16 protein-coding genes are annotated in these 15,553 nt (G+C 69.5%); 12 read left to right on the top strand and 4 right to left on the bottom strand.

Going from position 1 to position 15,553, the window contains the following annotated elements:
• Positions 1 to 44: 44 nt before the first annotated feature.
• Together MFF01_RS07860 and MFF01_RS07855 are read right to left on the bottom strand one after the other, a co-directional pair.
• Positions 45 to 1,895 (bottom strand): methylmalonyl-CoA mutase subunit beta, encoded by a 1,851-nt coding sequence (locus MFF01_RS07860; protein WP_238223677.1) that lies wholly within the window; start codon positions 1,893 to 1,895, stop codon positions 45 to 47.
• Positions 1,896 to 2,079: 184 nt separating this feature from the next.
• Entirely contained in the window at positions 2,080 to 2,883 is an 804-nt protein-coding gene (locus tag MFF01_RS07855; RefSeq protein ID WP_238224316.1) for an undecaprenyl-diphosphate phosphatase, read from the bottom strand.
• A gap of 246 nt (positions 2,884 to 3,129) precedes the next feature.
• Here MFF01_RS07855 and MFF01_RS07850 point away from each other — a divergent pair, with 246 nt between their 5' ends.
• The 3 genes from MFF01_RS07850 to MFF01_RS07840 are packed head-to-tail and all read left to right on the top strand — an operon-like array spanning position 3,130 to position 5,888.
• Entirely contained in the window at positions 3,130 to 3,822 is a 693-nt protein-coding gene (locus tag MFF01_RS07850; protein ID WP_091968434.1) for a glutathione S-transferase family protein, read from the top strand.
• A gap of 11 nt (positions 3,823 to 3,833) precedes the next feature.
• Complete coding sequence (queG, locus tag MFF01_RS07845; protein WP_238223676.1) at positions 3,834 to 5,006, top strand: tRNA epoxyqueuosine(34) reductase QueG; 1,173 nt, start codon at positions 3,834 to 3,836, stop codon at positions 5,004 to 5,006.
• A gap of 18 nt (positions 5,007 to 5,024) precedes the next feature.
• Positions 5,025 to 5,888 carry an SDR family oxidoreductase gene (locus tag MFF01_RS07840; RefSeq protein WP_238223667.1) on the top strand — a complete coding sequence of 288 codons (864 nt, stop codon included), beginning with the start codon at positions 5,025 to 5,027 and terminating at the stop codon, positions 5,886 to 5,888.
• 50 nt (positions 5,889 to 5,938) lie between these two features.
• On the opposite strand, the gene olsB is transcribed toward MFF01_RS07840, so the two are convergent.
• Both olsB and MFF01_RS07830 read right to left on the bottom strand, forming a co-directional pair.
• Positions 5,939 to 6,967 carry a l-ornithine N(alpha)-acyltransferase gene (olsB, locus tag MFF01_RS07835; protein WP_238223665.1) on the bottom strand — a complete coding sequence of 343 codons (1,029 nt, stop codon included), beginning with the start codon at positions 6,965 to 6,967 and terminating at the stop codon, positions 5,939 to 5,941.
• Positions 6,968 to 7,168: 201 nt separating this feature from the next.
• A complete protein-coding gene (locus MFF01_RS07830; RefSeq protein ID WP_238223663.1) occupies positions 7,169 to 7,558 on the bottom strand; it encodes a DUF2267 domain-containing protein in 390 nt (129 codons plus the stop codon).
• A gap of 169 nt (positions 7,559 to 7,727) precedes the next feature.
• Between MFF01_RS07830 and MFF01_RS07825 the strand changes: the two genes are divergently transcribed.
• The 9 genes from MFF01_RS07825 (at position 7,728) to rsfS (ending at position 15,538) form a co-directional block, all read left to right on the top strand.
• The gene (locus MFF01_RS07825; RefSeq protein ID WP_238224314.1) at positions 7,728 to 9,263 is read left to right on the top strand and encodes a helicase HerA-like domain-containing protein; all 1,536 of its coding nucleotides are present in this window, start codon (positions 7,728 to 7,730) and stop codon (positions 9,261 to 9,263) included.
• 229 nt (positions 9,264 to 9,492) lie between these two features.
• The gene (gene rplU / locus MFF01_RS07820; protein WP_238223661.1) at positions 9,493 to 9,807 is read left to right on the top strand and encodes a 50S ribosomal protein L21; all 315 of its coding nucleotides are present in this window, start codon (positions 9,493 to 9,495) and stop codon (positions 9,805 to 9,807) included.
• Between the two features lie 38 nt (positions 9,808 to 9,845).
• Complete coding sequence (gene rpmA, locus MFF01_RS07815) at positions 9,846 to 10,112, top strand: 50S ribosomal protein L27 (RefSeq protein ID WP_056302722.1); 267 nt, start codon at positions 9,846 to 9,848, stop codon at positions 10,110 to 10,112.
• Between the two features lie 128 nt (positions 10,113 to 10,240).
• Positions 10,241 to 10,702: a hypothetical protein gene (locus tag MFF01_RS07810; protein WP_238223660.1), complete on the top strand. Its 462-nt coding sequence runs from the start codon at positions 10,241 to 10,243 to the stop codon at positions 10,700 to 10,702.
• 81 nt (positions 10,703 to 10,783) lie between these two features.
• On the top strand, positions 10,784 to 11,818 hold the full coding sequence (gene obgE, locus MFF01_RS07805) for a GTPase ObgE (protein WP_238223659.1): 1,035 nt from the start codon (positions 10,784 to 10,786) through the stop codon (positions 11,816 to 11,818).
• Between the two features lie 11 nt (positions 11,819 to 11,829).
• On the top strand, positions 11,830 to 12,969 hold the full coding sequence (gene proB / locus MFF01_RS07800; RefSeq protein WP_238223658.1) for a glutamate 5-kinase: 1,140 nt from the start codon (positions 11,830 to 11,832) through the stop codon (positions 12,967 to 12,969).
• A gap of 106 nt (positions 12,970 to 13,075) precedes the next feature.
• Entirely contained in the window at positions 13,076 to 14,371 is a 1,296-nt protein-coding gene (locus MFF01_RS07795; RefSeq protein ID WP_238223657.1) for a glutamate-5-semialdehyde dehydrogenase, read from the top strand.
• Between the two features lie 36 nt (positions 14,372 to 14,407).
• On the top strand, positions 14,408 to 15,019 hold the full coding sequence (locus MFF01_RS07790; protein WP_238223656.1) for a nicotinate-nucleotide adenylyltransferase: 612 nt from the start codon (positions 14,408 to 14,410) through the stop codon (positions 15,017 to 15,019).
• Positions 15,020 to 15,094: 75 nt separating this feature from the next.
• On the top strand, positions 15,095 to 15,538 hold the full coding sequence (gene rsfS / locus MFF01_RS07785) for a ribosome silencing factor (RefSeq protein ID WP_238223655.1): 444 nt from the start codon (positions 15,095 to 15,097) through the stop codon (positions 15,536 to 15,538).
• Positions 15,539 to 15,553: the final 15 nt, after the last annotated feature.

Here is a 15,553-nt window from a genome sequence, read left to right as displayed (position 1 = left end):
CAACGCTCGGTCAAACGCGCCGCTTCCCGGTTCGGTTGCGCGCCTCAGCGCGCCGCCGCCTGAGCCTCCGTGAGGAGGGCCAGCAGGTCGCTGCCCGCGAACAGGAAGTCGTGGACACCGGCCTGCTTCAGGGCGTCGCCGAGTTCGCCCGGCTTGCCCGCGAGGTAGATCCGCGTCGCGCCCGCCGCCGCGAGGGCGCGCGCTGCCGCCACCGCCTGCGCGGCGTAGACGGCATCCGACGAGCACAGGCAGGCGATGCGGGCGCCCGATTCCGTGAACGCCCGCGCCAGGGCGTCGGCCTCGTCGAATCCGGCTTCGTTCACCGCCTCGATTCCCCCCGCCGCGAAGGCGTTGGCGGCGAAGGTCGAGCGCGCGTTGAACACCGCCACCGCGCCGAGGTTGGCGAGGAACACGCTCGGCCGCTGCCCGGAGGCGGCGAGATGCGCGTCGGACGTGTCGCGCAGGGCCTCGTAGGGCTCCGCTAGGCGCCGTGACGGCAACGGCTCGCAGGTGAGGGGCTCGCCCGCGCCGAACGCCACGGCCGCCTCCGGCAGGGGGGTGACATCGAGGACGGTCACGGGCTTCTCGGCGAGGAACGGGAACTCGCTCGCCCCGGTCAGGGCCTCGCGGCGGGTGGCGACGTTGCGCGCGCGGGTGTTGCCGATCGCGCCGATGCGGCCCTGGAGGGCACCGGCTTGGAGGCTCGCGACCATGCCGCCCTCGGCCTCGATGGCCTGGAACGCGCTCCAGGCCGCTCGGGTGAGTTCATCCGTCAGGGCCTCGAAGCTGCCCGCACCCGCGGCCGGATCGGCGACTCGGGCGAGGTTGGATTCCTCGATGAGGACGATCTGGCTGTTGCGCACCACCCGACGGGCGAAGGCGTCGCCGAGGCCGAGCGCCGCCGTGTAGGGCAGGGCGGTGACGCTGTCGGCGCCTCCCAGGCCTGCCGAGCCCGCCGCCAGGGTGGTGCGAAGGATGTTCACGAACGGGTCGCGCCGGCTCATCATCCGCCACGCCGTCTCGGCATGCACGCGCAGGGGCTTCGGATCGAGCCCGCAGGCCGCCTCGACCCGAGCCCAGAGCCGGCGCACGGCGCGGAACTTGGCGATGGTCAGGAACTCGTCGGCATCGGCCACCAGCAACACCGCAATGGCGTCGCGCGCGCGGGCGAGATCGTGGCCCCCGGCCTCGAGGGCGCGCAGGTAAGCGACCGCCGTGGCGAGGACGGCGGCGAGTTCCTGGGCCTCGCTTGCCCCCGCCTCGTGGTAGGGCCGACCGTCGGCGAGGCAGGCCCGCCCGGTGAACCCGGCGGCGTCGAAGCTCGCCAGGGTGTCGGATAGGTCCTTAGTAAAGTCAGATCCGAGGCGGCCCGTCGCCGCGAATGTCCCGATGGGGTCGAGCCCGAGGTCGATGTCGAGGCCCTCCAGGGCCTCGTTCCGCCGCTCGGCGACGCCCTTGAGGAGGGTGGCGGCCTCGACGCCCCGGCCGCCCGCATCGAGGCGAAGGGCGATGAGGGGGAGCATCACGCCCGTCAGGGCCGCGTCGAGATCGGCCACGGTCGCGGCGGTGAGGCCGAAGCCCCGGGCGGCCGGAGCGCCGGAAAAGACGAGGGTCAGGGCGTCGGCCCCGCCTTCGAGGTCGGCCAGGGCCAGGGCCTGCGCCCGGTCGGACTGCGGATGATCGACCCGCTGGGCGATGCGCCAGGGACCCGGCGCCCGCATGGGTTGGGCCACGGGGCCGGCCGGCTCGTAGAGGGGTTCGATGCGAATGCCGTCCGCGGTCTTCGAGACCAGCCGCTTCTCGAAATCCCCGCCCTTGAGGACGCCCTCGACGAGACCGAGCCAACGCTCGCGGGTCGCGGGCGGAAACAGGTCGGCGAGGGGACGGTTTTCCATCGTTCGGGCCTTCGGATCGGGGCGCCGGCCGCGTCGGGGCCGGGCTCTGCACACTCTTCCGACAGCCCTTGCACGGTGAGGCTTGCCGAAGCAATCGCCCCCGATCCTGGATACAAAATTCGGGGGGGCAGCCCTCCGCCATCCCCGGTTCCCGCCGATGCGCGGTGGTTTGGTACGGGGCGGTCTAGCCGAAGACGATCAGCCCGAAGAAGCCCAGGGACCCGACGATGATGCGCCACCAGGCGAACAGGCGAAAGCCGTGGGCGGCGACGTAGTCGAGCACCGTGCGGACCACGAACAGGGCCGAGAAGAACGCCACGATGAAGCCGATGACGATGAGGCCGGTGTCGTCCCGGGAGAGGTTCTTGTAGTTGTCGAGCAGGTCCTTCGCGAAGGCGCCCGCCATGGTCGGGATCGCGAGGTAGAACGAGAACTCCGTGGCCGAACGCTTGTCGGCGCCCATCAGCATGGCGCCCACGATGGTGGCGCCCGAGCGCGAGACGCCGGGGATCATCGCGAGGCACTGGAACAGGCCGATCTTGAGATCCATCGGCAGGGAGAAGTCGAACACGTCGCGTTTCTTCACCTCGAGGTCGGTCTCGTCGAGGACCAGGAGGACGAGTCCGCCGGCCACCAGCGTCGCGCACACGATCCACGGGTTGAAGAGGTAGTACTTGATGTATTTCGAGAACAGGCCGCCGACGATGGCCGCCGGCAGGAACGCGATGAGGATGCCAAGGACGAATCGGCGGGCGTTGGGATCGTGCGGCAGGGCCTTGGCGATCCCGAGCAGACGTCCGAAATACACCGCCAGGATCGCCAGGATGGCCCCGAGCTGAATCAGCACCTCGAACGTGTTGTTGGGCGACTCGAAACCGATGAAGTGGCCGACGAGGAGCTGGTGTCCTGTGGAGGAGACGGGGATGAACTCCGTCGCCCCCTCGACGACGGCGAGGACGACCGCCTTCGCGATGCTCATCGCGTCCATCATGGTATCGCCTCGTATCGGTGATTGGAAAAATCTGTCGCGGCGCGATTCGAGACGCCGCACGCCGGGTTTCGGTCCTCAGGCGAGGGGCAGCTTTCGACCCTCGCGGTTGACGGACGGTTACCGTGTTTGGTCGAGCGTGTTAATGAGGCGGCAACGATCGGGACATAAGTCTCGACAGGCGACCCTCTGCGAGGGGCCCGATACGGCTCGTCCCCGGCAGCTTCCCCCGTCCGAACGGCCTCGATGGCGACGCTTCACCATTCCCCCTTCTGCCCCCATTCGCGCTTCATCCGCCTCGTGCTCGCCGAGATGGGGATGGAGCCCTCCCTGCTGGAGGAACGCCCCTGGGAGCGGCGGGACGCGTTCCTCATCATCAATCCGGCCGGCACCACGCCGGTTCTGGTCGAGCAATCGGGCCTCGCGGTGCCGGGAGCCGGGATCATCGCGGAGTATCTCGACGAGACGCGCGGCCTCGGGCTCAGCGGCCGACGGCTCCTGCCCGAGACCACGGCGGCCCGCGTCGAGGTGCGCCGGCTCCTCGACTGGTTCCTGGTGAAGTTCGACGCGGAAGTGACGGGCTACCTCGTCACGGAAAAGATCTTCAAACGCTTCATGAACAGTGCCGCCGGGGGCGGGCCGCCGGACATGAACGCCATCCGGGCGGCGCGCACCAACGTGCGCTATCACCTGAAATACATCGGCTACCTCATGTCCCGCCGCAAATGGATCGCGGGCGACCATCTGACCTATGCGGATCTCGCCGCCGCCGCCCATTTGTCCTGTGTCGACTACCTCGGCGACGTGCCCTGGGACGAGGACGAGACGGCGCGGGACTGGTACGCGCGGGTGAAGTCGCGCCCCTGCTTCCGCACCCTCCTGGCGGACCGCGTGCCGGGCATGGCTCCCGCCGACCACTACGCGGATCTCGACTTCTGACGGATGCCCCCATGACGGTCCGGCCGCCAAGGAAGCTTCTGGCGGGCGACGCACTGCGCCGGGCCGTGGAGGCCCGCGCCCGCCACCTCGGTTTCGACGGCTTTCGCGTCACCCGACCCGACGCGGTGCCTGCCCTAGTGGAGCGCCTGCCGGCCTGGCTCGTGGCCGAACATCACGGCGGCATGGCGTGGATGCAGGACCGGGCCGATCAGCGTGCCGATCCGGCAGCTCTCTGGCCGGGCGTGCGCAGCGTGATCGTGCTCTCCATGAGCTACACGCCGGAGGAGAGCCCCCTCGAGGCCCTGACCCGGCCCGACCGGGGGGCCATCGCCGCTTATGCGCAACGGCGCGATTATCACGAGGTGATGAAGGGCAAGCTGAAGGAGCTCGGCGGCTACCTCTCGGCCAAGGGCGACGTCCGGGTGAAGGTGTTCGTCGACACCGCGCCCGTGATGGAGAAGCCGCTGGCCGAGGCGGCCGGTCTCGGCTGGCAGGGGAAGCACACGGTCCTCGTCTCCCGCACCCACGGCAACTGGCTCCTGCTCGGGGCGATCTACACCTCGGCCGAACTCGTCGCGGACGAGCCCGAAGGCGACCATTGCGGATCGTGCCGGCGCTGCCTCGACATCTGCCCGACCAACGCCTTTCCGGAGCCCTACCGCCTCGATGCGCGGCGCTGCGTCTCCTACCTCACCATCGAGCATCAGGGCCCGATCCCGCACGCGTTCCGCGCCGCCATCGGCAATCGCATCTTCGGCTGCGACGACTGCCTCGCGGTCTGCCCGTGGAACAAGTTCGCCGCGACGGCAGGCGAGGCGCGCCTCGCCGCGCGGGTCGATCTCGCCGCCCCGCCGCTCGCCGAACTCGCCCGTCTCGACGATGCGGCGTTCCGGGTGCGCTTCGCCGGGACGCCGATCAAGCGCACCGGCCGCGACAACTTCCTGCGCAACGTTCTCATCGCCATCGGCAATTCCGGTTCGGCCGCCCTGGCTCCGGAAGCGATGCGCTGTCTAACCGACGCCTCGCCCCTCGTTCGCGGCGCCGCCGTCTGGGCGAGCGGCCGCCTCTTCGACGGGGCCGCCCTCCGCATCGCGTTCGCGCGCGTCGGCGCCGACGAGACGGATGACGCGGTGCGCGCGGAATGGCAGAACGCCCTCGCGCAGCACCCGGCGAACCCGGATTAGGCAGGACACCTGGATCCCATGAACCTCTTCGTCTTCGGCCTCGGCTTCACGGCGCGCCGGTTCGTCGAGCGGGCCTCCGGGCGGTTCGCGCAGGTTCGCGCCACGGTCACCGATCCGTCGCGGGCGGGCGCCGGCCTCGACGGCGTCGCGATGCGGACGTTCGGGCCGGACGGGGACGATGCCCGCATCGCCGCCGACCTCGCCGAGACGGACGTGCTCCTGATCTCAGCTCCCCCTGCCGGGGACGGCGACACGGTGCTGGCCCGCTACGGCGATGCGATCCGGGCCAGCCGCATCGGTTGGATCGGCTACCTCTCCACCATCGGCGTCTACGGTGACAAGCAGGGGGCCTGGATCGACGAGGCGACGGAGCCGCGCCCGACGAGCCGGCGCTCCCTTGCGCGCCTCGCCGTGGAGGAGGCGTGGCTCGCCCTCGGGCGGGACTCCGCCAAGACCGTGCAGGTGTTTCGCCTGTCCGGCATTTACGGGCCGGGCCGCAACCCCATCGTGAAGCTGCGCCAGGGCAAGTCGCAGCGCATCATCAAGGCGGGGCAGGTGTTCAACCGCATCCACGTCGACGACATCGCCACCACGCTGCTCGCCTCCCTCGACCGGCCCCGCGCTGGAGCGGTCTACAACGTCACCGACGACGCGCCGACGCCGCCGCAGGTGGTGACCGAATACGCGGCCGCCCTGACCGGTCTGCCCCTGCCGCCCGAGATCGATTTCGAGACCGCCGACCTCAGCCCGATGGCGCGCAGTTTCTACGGCGAGAACAAGCGCGTGCGGAACCGGCTCATCCGCGAGGAACTCGGCGTCGAACTCGCTTATCCGACCTACCGCGAAGGGCTGGCGGCGTTGGTCGCGGACACCCACGACTGAGCCGACTCCACCGAACCCGGCGTGGCGGCCGCGTGTCCGCGTGGCCGGAGTCAGGCTGCTTTTCGGTCCGCCGCCGCGCCGAAGTGATCGCGGTAGCGTGCGGCGATGGCCGAGACCGGCAGGACTACGAAGACGTCCGTCGTGCCGAACTGGTGATCCACGACCGCCCCGTCGCCGAACGTGGCGCCGACGCGCAGGTAGCCCTTGATCAGCGGCGGCAGGGACTGGAGGGCGGCCTTGGGGTCGACGACCTCGCGGGACAGGCGGTCCATGGCGACGTAGCGCTCGGGCAGCGCTCGCGCGCCCCAGCCTTCCGGGGCCCGGGCATGGTGGTGGAGAAAGCTTAAAGGAAGGGCGAGGCGCTCGGGGTCCGTCCCCTCCAGGCTGGCGCAGCCGAGCATGGCGTCGATGCGGTGGTGCTGCACGTAGGACCAGATCCCGGCCCACAACAGTTCCACCGTGCGCTTGGTCCGGTAGGGCTTGAGCACGCAGGAGCGGCCGAGTTCGAGGAAGCGCTTGCCCGGATGAGCGGCGAGCAGGGGCGTGATGTCGTATTCGCCGGCCGTGTAGAAGCCGAAATGCCGGTCGGCCGTGTCCTGCCGCAGGAGACGGTAGGTCCCCACGACCTTGGGCCGCGGGCGCCGGAACGGCGTCTCGTCCGTGGCGGCATGGTCGATGACAAGGAGATGGTCGCAGACGGCGTCGTACGCGTCGATGTCCCGGCGCGACAGCAGGGACAGGCCGGTGGCCACCGCCTGCATCTCCTCGAAGAACACCCGGTAGCGCAGGCGCTGCGCTCGGCGGATCTCGGAGACGCAGGTCGCCAGGCGCACCTCGAGGTTGCCGATGCGTCCGAGGCTCGGGTCGAGGCCGGGGGCCGGCAGGGGCTTCTTCAGGCGTGGTTTGAACTTGATGGGAACAGCGCCCGGCGGGATCAGTGCGCGTCCCTGAAACCCTGGCGGCACGGGGAACCCCGCCTCCGCACGCTTGCGCTTCAGGCGGCTGAAGGGGGCGTGGACATGGGTTTCCCAGCCGGTGAGCCAAGCCGTGGACGCATCGCGCGCGAAGTTCGGGACCATGGTCGCATCCGCCTGTGAGGCCAGCGAGGCGGGCTCACCCTGGAGCCCCCGGCCTCGTGCCTTCAGGAGATCACATCACCACGTGGCGCGCACGCTTTTATGACAAGGATTGTCGTGACGCCCCAGTGCTTTGATGCGCTTAGCCGGACCTCCTTCGCCGGGCGTGACATGGATAGCCGCCGAAGGGAGCCGGACGCGCGGTCAGACGAACTGGTTCAGGCCGGGGATCGAGCCGACGATGGGGCCCATCACATCTTCGCCGGCGTGCTCGCGGCCATAGGCGAACAGCTCGCGGCCCAGCGGCTGCATCTGGCCCATGGGGACGCCGGCCGCCATGAGCTTCTGACCAAGCGCCATCACGCCGCCGCCCATCATGCCCCCGAGCATCCCCATCAAGCCGCCGCCGCCGCCTTCGCCCGCGTTGGAGTCCGCGATGGCGGTCTCCGAGCCCGGCAGGGTGGCGAGGAGCTGGCTCACCTCGGTGGCGGGCCCTTCCTTCTGGAGGAAGGCCAGGATGTGGCCGATGGCCGTTTGAGCCGTCGCGGCGTCCAGGCCGGTCACCGTGGTGACGCGGGCAATCAACTCTTCCATCTCGGGTCGCTCCAGGACGTTCGGATTGCCGTCTGTCCGGCCTTGCCGCGCGTAAATCAAGGGCGTCGCCGCACACGGGACGCGGCCGCTGGAAAATGCCGCGCCCCGGCGGCATAACCGGAGCGCGCGACGCGGCATGCGGCTCTTCGCGGTTCGGGGGCGGGCGATCATGCAGAGCGACGGTACGATCCTGGTGGGCAAGTCCCGCTCGAAGGACGGGGCCACCAAGCCGGAAGCCCTGACCCTGCGGCTCGCCAACCGCCATGGCCTCGTGGCGGGCGCCACAGGCACCGGCAAGACCGTCACCCTGCAGGTGATGGCGGAGGGTTTCTCCAACGCCGGCGTCCCGGTCTTCGCCGCCGACATCAAGGGCGACCTGTCGGGTCTGGCGATGGCCGGCGAGTCCAAACCCGTCTTCGTCAAGCGGGCGGAGGAACTCGGGCTCACCTACGAGCCAGACCGTTTCCCCGTGGTGTTCTGGGACCTGTTCGGCGACCAGGGCCATCCGATCCGCGCCACGGTCATCGAGATGGGACCCCTCGTCCTGGCGCGGCTCCTCGAACTGAACGACACCCAGGAGGGCGTGCTCAACATCGCCTTTCGGATCGCCGACGACAATCAATGGCCGGTCATCGACCTGAAGGACCTGCGCGCGCTCCTGCTGTATGTCTCCGAGAACTTGAAGGCGGTCTCGGGCCAGTACGGCAACGTCTCGGCGGCGAGCGTCGGGGCCATCCAGCGCCAGCTTCTGATGCTCGAGAGCCAGGGCGGCGACGGGTTCTTCGGCGAGCCGGCCCTGGACCTCAACGACTTCATGCGCACCGACCGCGACGGGCGCGGCATCGTCAACATCCTGGCGGCCGACAAGCTCATGCAGCGGCCCCGGCTCTACGCGGCTTTCCTGCTGTGGATGCTGTCGGAATTGTTCGAGCAGCTGCCGGAGGTCGGTGACCTCGATAAGCCGAAGCTGGTGTTCTTCTTCGACGAGGCGCACCTGCTGTTCGACGATGCGCCCAAGGCCCTCCTGTCCGCCGTCGAGCAGGTGGTGCGCCTGATCCGGTCCAAGGGGGTGGGAGTCTACTTTGTGACCCAGAACCCCCTCGACGTCCCCGAATCGGTGCTCGGCCAGCTCGGCAACCGGGTGCAGCACGCGCTGCGCGCCTTCACGCCCCGCGACCAGCGCGCCGTGAAGGCGGCGGCCGAGACGTTTCGACAGAACCCAGGCTTCGATGTCGGACAAGCCATCACCGAACTCGGCGTCGGCGAAGCCCTGATGAGCTTCCTCGAACCCAAGGGCACGCCCTCCGTCGTCGAGCGCGCCCTCGTCGCCCCGCCTCAAGGGCGCGTCGGTCCCATCACCCCGGCCGAGCGCGCCGGCCTGATGGCGAACAGTCCCGTGCGGGGAAAGTACGACACGGCCGTGGACAACGAGAGCGCCTACGAGATCCTGGCCAAGCGCAAGGGCCTCGATGCCGGTGCGGCCGAGGCGGCGCAGCACTCCGAAGGGGGCTTGACGGGAATGCTCGGCGGTCTCCTGGGCGGCGTCTTCGGGACGAAGCCGGCTGCCAAGGGCGGGCGGCGACCGCCCCAGAGCCTGGCCGAACAGGTCATCGGTAACGCCGCCCGCTCCATGGCCCGCAAGGTCGGGACGGAGGTCGGCAACGCGATCCTCCGGAACGTGCTCGGCGGCCTGACGAAGCGGTAACGCCGCCACCCGCGCGAGGCCGGCCGCGTCGCTCGAATCGGCATTGCCTTGACAAATCGTTCCCCCGACGCCTATGCACCGGCGCAATGCGCGGCTTCCTCGACGAAGTCCGCGCGTTTCGCGTTCGCGCCCGGTCTCGATCCGGTGTCGCGGATGACCTGAACAAGAAGACGGTCCAGGCTTGCCCGTTGGGTGGGCTGGAGGCCGGCAGAGAACACGAGAGAGAACGATGTTCGCAGTCATCAAGACGGGCGGCAAGCAGTATCGCGTCGCCGCCAACGACACCATCACGATCGCCAGCCTCGAGGGCGAAGCCGGCTCCACCATCACCTTCGGGGACGTGCTTCTGTTCGCCGACGGTGCCGGCGCCACCCAGATCGGCGCTCCGCTGCTCTCGGGCATCAGCGTCACCGGCGAGATTGTCAGCCATGGCCGCGACGCGAAGGTCATCGCCTTCAAGAAGCGCCGCCGGCAGAATTCGCGCCGCAAGCGGGGCCACCGCCAGCACCACACGGTGGTGCGCATCACCGGCATCAGCGCCTGACGGCGAGATCGTTTTTCGAGATTTCGGAGTAAGCCACAATGGCCCATAAAAAAGCAGGCGGTTCGTCCCGCAACGGCCGCGATTCTGCCGGCCAGCGCCTCGGCGTGAAGAAGTTCGGTTCGGAAGCCGTCATCGCCGGCAACATCATCGTGCGCCAGCGCGGCACCAAGTGGCACCCCGGCACCAATGTCGGCATGGGCACGGACCACACCCTGTTCGCCAAGACCGATGGCCGCGTGCTGTTCATGACGAAGCGCGGCCGCGCCTTCGTCACCGTCGTGCCGCTGCAGGAAGCCGCCGAGTAAGCAATATTCTCTCGCGATCGACCGGGTTTCCGGCCGATCGGGGCATGCGTGGGGGAGGATGGGCATCCATCCTCCCTTTCGTCGTCTGAGGTGGGGCCCACTCCACCCGCAGCGATGGGATCGAGGTGATGCAGCGTACCCTCGCCGTGTCCGGTGCGGCAGCCCTGGTGTCGGCCGCGCTTGCCGCTTTCATCCTGCGTGGCCGCGCGCCCGAGCCTACACCCGTCGAAGTCGCGGCCAAGCCCGCGCCGCCGACGCTGTACTGCGAGTTCTACAACTTCGTCGGCCGCGCCCCGAAGGTGGGGTTCACCTTCGCCGTCGCCCACAAGGGTGAGGCCCCGGCCTTCACACAGATCAACCAGATCGAGGCGGACGGGACCCGAACCACTTTCGGTGGTGACGGCACGCCGTCTCCGCGCTGGACCTTCGAGATGGGATCACCCCCCACCCTGGTGTCGCCCGACGACGCCATTCGCATCGTTCTGTACGGATACGAGGGTACCAAGTCCTCCAGCGCATGGTTCGAGGCGGGACTTCGGAGTATCCAATACCTGAACCTCGACGGAAAATGCCGTCGTAGCGGCGCCTGACGCCAGCACCGGCATCCTGCCGGAACCGACCCGCGAGATCGTTTCGCGCGTCCGATCCGTTTGAGTGAGACGAGCAGTCCCGTGAAATTCCTCGACGAAGCCAAGGTCTACGTACGCTCCGGTGACGGCGGAGCCGGCTGCGTGGCCTTCCGGCGCGAAAAGTTCATCGAATTCGGTGGCCCGAATGGGGGCGACGGCGGCCGCGGCGGTGACGTCTGGGTCGAGTGCGTCGACGGCCTCAACACCCTGATCGACTACCGCTACCAGCAGCACTTCAAGGCCAAGAAAGGCGAGCACGGCATGGGCTCGAACCGGCACGGCGCCAACGGCGCCGACGTGGTGCTGAAGGTGCCGGCCGGAACCGAGATCCTGGCCGAGGATGGCGAGACCCTCATCGCCGACATGACCCATGTCGGCCAGCGCGTACGCCTCGCCAAGGGCGGCAACGGCGGCTTCGGCAACGCCTACTTCACCACCTCGACCAACCGCGCTCCGAAGCACGCCAATCCGGGCCTCGAAGGCCACGAGCAATGGGTATGGCTGCGCCTGAAGCTCATCGCCGATGCGGGCCTCGTCGGCCTGCCCAATGCCGGAAAGTCCACCTTCCTCGCGACCGTGACGGCGGCCAAGCCCAAGATCGCCGATTACCCCTTCACCACCCTGCATCCCGGACTCGGCGTCGTGCGTTCCGACGAGCGCGAATTCGTGCTGGCCGATATTCCCGGCCTCATCGAAGGCGCCCATGACGGGGTCGGCCTCGGCGACCGCTTCCTCGCCCATGTCGAGCGCTGCCGCGTGTTGCTGCATCTCGTCGAAGCCACCAACGAGCACGCGGGCAAGACCTACAAGCTCGTACGCAAGGAGCTTGAGGCCTATGGCGGCGGCCTGTCGGACAAGCCCGAGATCGTCGCCCTGTCGAAGGCCGACGTCGTCGATCCCGACACCCTCAAGGAGCAGGTCGCCCGCCTCAAACGCGCCTCGGGAAAGAAGCCGCTGATCCTCTCCGCCGCCACGGGACTCGGCGTTCAGGACGCTCTGCGGGCGATCACCCGCTCCATCGGGGACGCCAAGCTCGCCGAGGCCGAGGCGCAGCCGGCCGAGGCATGGCAGCCGTGAGCGAGGGGGCGATGGTTTCCCCGCGCGTGGTCACCCCCAGCCTCCAGGATTTTCGCCGTATCGTCATCAAGGTCGGCTCGGCGCTCCTCGTCGACCGGGGGCGTGGCCGCCTGCGCCACGCCTGGCTCGCGGCCCTGGCCGAGGATATCGCGGATCTGCATGCCGGGGGCGCCGACGTGCTCGTGGTTTCTTCCGGCGCCATCGCCCTCGGACGGACGGTGCTGGGGTATCCGCCCGGCACCCTGCGCCTGGAGGAGAGCCAGGCTGCCGCCGCCGTGGGGCAGATCGCCCTCGCGCGGCACTGGTCAGAGGCCCTCGGCCACCACGGCATCGCAGCGGGCCAGATCCTCGTGACCCCCCAGGACACGGAGGAGCGGCGTCGCTACCTCAATGCCCGCGCGACGGTGCTCAAGCTCCTCGAGGTCCGGGCCGTGCCCGTGGTCAACGAGAACGACACCGTAGCGACGAGCGAGATCCGCTACGGCGACAACGACCGCCTCGCCGCGCGGGTCGCCACCATGATCGGTGCCGACGTGCTGGTGCTGTTCTCCGACATCGACGGCCTCTACACGGCGCCTCCCCACACCGATCCCGACGCCCGGCACCTGCCGGTGATCGAGCGCATCACGCCCGAGATCGAAGCGATGGCCGGCGGGCCGGCGTCCGAACTGTCACGCGGCGGCATGCGCACGAAGGTCGAGGCCGCCAAGATCGCGGCCAGCGGCGGCACCCACATGGTCATCGCCGATGGCCGCGCGAAGAACCCCTTGGGATCCATCCTGAAGGGCGGGCGCTGCAGCTGGTTCCTGTCGGGCTCGAATCCCGTGGCCGCGCGCAAGGCCTGGATCGCCGGCTCACTCGAGCCGCGCGGCATCCTCACCGTCGACGACGGCGCCGCGCGCGCGCTTCAGGGCGGGGCGAGCCTCCTGCCCGTCGGCGTCATCAAGATCCAGGGCGGTTTCGGGCGCGGCGATGCCGTGGTGATCCGGGACGCCGCCGGCCGGACCCTCGGGCGCGGCCTCGTCGCCTACGACAGCGACCAGGCCGCCCGGATCGTCGGTCGCCCGAGCCGCGAGATCGCCGAACTCCTCACGCATCCAGGACGTGCCGAGATGGTGCACCGCGATGATCTCGCCATGGTGGGCGAATGACCGGACTGGCACCCGCGACGCTTGTTTAGAGCCCGCCCGCCATGCGATGACGGGTGAGACAACAGGCGGGCGCGCCGGATCGCGACGGCCCGCGAGGATGAAGGCCGTGCCCGTTCTGAACCTGCGTTCCGAGTTCCAGGCTCCCGATCTCTTCGAGGAGATGCATGCCATCGGCCAGCGCGCCCGCGCGGCCGCGCGCGGCATCGCCCTGGCACCAGCGCAGACCAAGGACATCGCGCTGCGGACCATCGCGGAGCGCCTTCGGGGTGCGCAGGCCGAGATCCTGGCCGAGAACGCCCTGGACGTGGAGGCGGCCCGGACCGCCGGCCAGACCCAGGCGCTCATCGACCGGCTCACCCTCGACCCGGCCCGTCTCGCGGCCATCGCGGCCGCCGTCGAGAAGATCGGCGCTCTGCCCGATCCCGTCGGGCGGCAGGTCGCCGCTTTCGAGCGGCCCAACGGTCTCCTCATCGAGCGCATCGCCGTGCCGCTCGGCGTGATCGGGGTGATCTTTGAGAGCCGCCCCAACGTCACCGCCGATGCCGGGGCCCTGTGCCTGAAGGCCGGCAACGCCGCGATCCTGCGGGCGGGGTCCGACAGTCACCGCACGGCCATGGCCATCGCCCGTGCCATGCGGGCCGGCCTCGAGGAGTCCGGCCTGCCGGCCGACGCGATTCAGATCGTGCCGACCCGCGACCGGGCAGCCGTCGGCGCCATGCTGTCGGGCCTGCAGGGATGCATCGACGTCATCGTGCCGCGCGGGGGGCGAGGGCTCGTGGAGCGCGTCCATAGCGAGGCCCGCGTGCCCGTGTTCGCCCACCTTGACGGCATCTGCCACGTCTACGTGGCGGCGGCCGCCGACCTCGACATGGCCCGCACCGTCGTCCTCAACAGCAAGATGCGCCGCACGGGAATCTGCGGCGCCGCCGAGACCCTGCTCGTCGACCGGGCCTGCGCCGCGACGCACTTGGCGCCCCTCGTCGCCATGCTGCTCGAGGCCGGTTGCGCCGTGCGCGGAGACGCCGACGTGCAGGCCGTCGACGCCCGCGTCACGCCCGCCACCGAGACCGACTGGCGGACGGAGTATCTCGACGCCATCATCGCCGTGCGGGTCGTGGATGGCCTCGATGCCGCCATCGCCCATATCGAGACCTACGGTTCGCACCACACCGATTCCATCGTCACGGCCGACCGGGCTGAGGCGACCCGCTTCCTCGCGGAGGTCGATTCGGCCATCGTCGTTCACAACGCCTCGACCCAGTTCGCCGATGGCGGCGAGTTCGGGTTCGGGGCCGAGATCGGCATCGCCACCGGCCGGATGCATGCGCGGGGGCCCGTCGGCGTCGAGCAGCTCACCACCTTCAAGTACCGGGTGCACGGAAGCGGGCAGACGCGTCCTTGACGCCGTACGGCGGCGGCCCTCCATCGCCGGGTTCTGATGCGCCTTGAGGTGTCCGGCCCGGTCCGGCTGCCGCCTGCCTGTCCCGGCCTGCGGGTCGGGCTTTATGGCGGCTCGTTCAATCCGGCCCATCTCGGCCATCGCCACGTCAGTCGGGTCGCCCTGAGGCGTCTCGGGCTGGACCGGATCTGGTGGATGGTCACGCCCGGCAATCCCCTAAAGGACCGGACCAACCTCGCCTCCATCGATGCGCGGGTCGCCGCCGCGCAGGCGATCGCCGCCCATCCGCGCATCACCGTAACGGCGTTCGAGAGCCGGATCGGTGCCCAGTACACACGCCAGAGCCTGCGCTACCTCACGGCGCGCCACCCCTCCGTGCGGTTCGTCTGGATCATGGGTGCCGACAGCCTCGCGACATTTCACCGCTGGGCGGGATTTCGCGAGATCGCCGCGACCATGCCTATCGCCATCATCGACCGGCCGGGTTTCACCCTGAAGGGCCCGGCGGCCCGAGCGGCCCATGCGCTCGGCCGCTGGCGCATCGATGAATCCGATGCCGACCTCCTGCCCGACCTCGATCCGCCGGCCTGGGTGTTCCTGCACGGGCCACGCTCGCATCTCTCCTCCACCGCTTTGCGCGCAAAGGGATGAGAGGCGACGGAGGCGATTTACCGAAGGCGCAACTGAAACGTTCCATGTCGCGCGCATTCAGGGTACGATCGGCGCATGATCATGGCTCACGCAGGAACTGAGACGCTGAACGACGCGGTTTACCAGGGAACCCCGGGTTCCGACGAAGCGACCGACCGTAAGATCGGTAGCCTCAGGACGCTTGCCCTCGACTGTCTCGAGGACATGAAGGCCGAGGAGACCATCGAGATTGATCTCATGGGCCGGACTTCGCTCGCCGATACCATGATCATCACCTCCGGCCGCTCGCAGCGCCATGTCGGCGCCATCGCCGACCGCATCCTGCAGGACATGAAGGCCAAGGGTCTTGGTTCCGCCAGGGTCGAGGGGCTTCCGGCCTGCGACTGGGTGCTGATCGATGCCGGCGACATCATCGTCCATATCTTCCGTCCCGAAGTGCGCGGCTTCTACAATCTTGAGAAGATGTGGGGCGCCGACCGCCCGTCCGCCGACCTGTCGAGCGCCGCCGGGGCCGAGTGAACCCCGCCGGGTTGC

The sequence above is a fragment of the Methylobacterium adhaesivum genome, from assembly GCF_022179065.1.
Taxonomy (GTDB): domain Bacteria; phylum Pseudomonadota; class Alphaproteobacteria; order Rhizobiales; family Beijerinckiaceae; genus Methylobacterium; species Methylobacterium adhaesivum.
The sequence above is the reverse complement of the archived record's forward strand: the minus strand, read 5'-3'. Positions and strand labels throughout refer to the sequence as shown.